Genomic DNA, 887 nt, shown 5'->3' on the forward strand with positions numbered 1-887 from the left:
GCATCTGTGCAAGACGCAAGAAATAAGCTCAAATACGATTTGTACTATGTGAAGAACCATAGCTTTTTTATGGATGTGTTAATCGTCATTCAGACGGTTGAAGTGGTGTTGCTTGGAAAAGGTGTGCATTAGAAATATTGGGGTCAGAGTACTTTTACTCTGACCCCTTTCTATGTATTGCGGTACACTTAAAAGAATGAGAGTTGAAGGACCAAAGTATGTTTAAGCGAGTAGTGTCTAAAGTGGCTGTGTTAGCTGCGCTAATGGGGCTGTATGCGTGTAGCTCTGTGAATACAGTTGAAGAACAACCAGTTGAATCAAGTATCGGTGTCGTTGAAGAGTATTTAATGGGTATCGGCGATGCGGTATCTGTGAATGTGTGGNGAAATCCTGATTTGTCAGTGAACGTGACCGTTCGTCCTGATGGCAAAATCTCTGTTCCGTTAGTTGGCGATTTGAAAGTAGATGGTATTAGTACTCGTGAGCTGTCTGCAACGATTGAAGAAAAACTAGGCGACTTTATTCGAACGCCGAAGGTAACAGTAATTGTTACGAACCCAACGAGTGCTGAATTTATTCACCGAATCCGCGTAACTGGTGCAGTCGCGCAACAGCGTTCGATTGCCTACCGCAAAGGCATCACCGTGCTAGATGTGATTCTTGAAGCAGGTGGTTTGACGCCATTTGCGAATGGCAACGAAGCAAAATTGTATCGTCAAACCTCGGAAGGGGCGAAGGTATATCCTATTTACTTGAACGATATTCTTGAAAAAGGTGTGTTGGATTCTAATTACCGCCTATTCCCACAAGACATCATCACCGTACCTGAGCGGGGCTTCTAAGTTCGATGGATTTCGCTCAAATTCTGCAATACGCCAACGTTATCT

At 43.7% G+C, this 887-nt stretch carries 2 protein-coding genes; both read left to right on the forward strand.

Annotated elements, in window-relative coordinates; genetic code table 11:
* Positions 1-6: 6 nt before the first annotated feature.
* Complete coding sequence (locus A3738_RS29080; protein ID WP_304440059.1) at positions 7-132, forward strand: sugar transferase; 126 nt, start codon at positions 7-9, stop codon at positions 130-132.
* Positions 133-218: 86 nt separating this feature from the next.
* Positions 219-842, forward strand: coding sequence for an XrtA/PEP-CTERM system exopolysaccharide export protein (locus A3738_RS03200; protein WP_082889946.1), 624 nt, complete (start codon positions 219-221; stop codon positions 840-842).
* The last annotated feature ends 45 nt before the right edge of the window (positions 843-887 follow it).

This window comes from Oleiphilus sp. HI0066 (genome assembly GCF_001635725.1).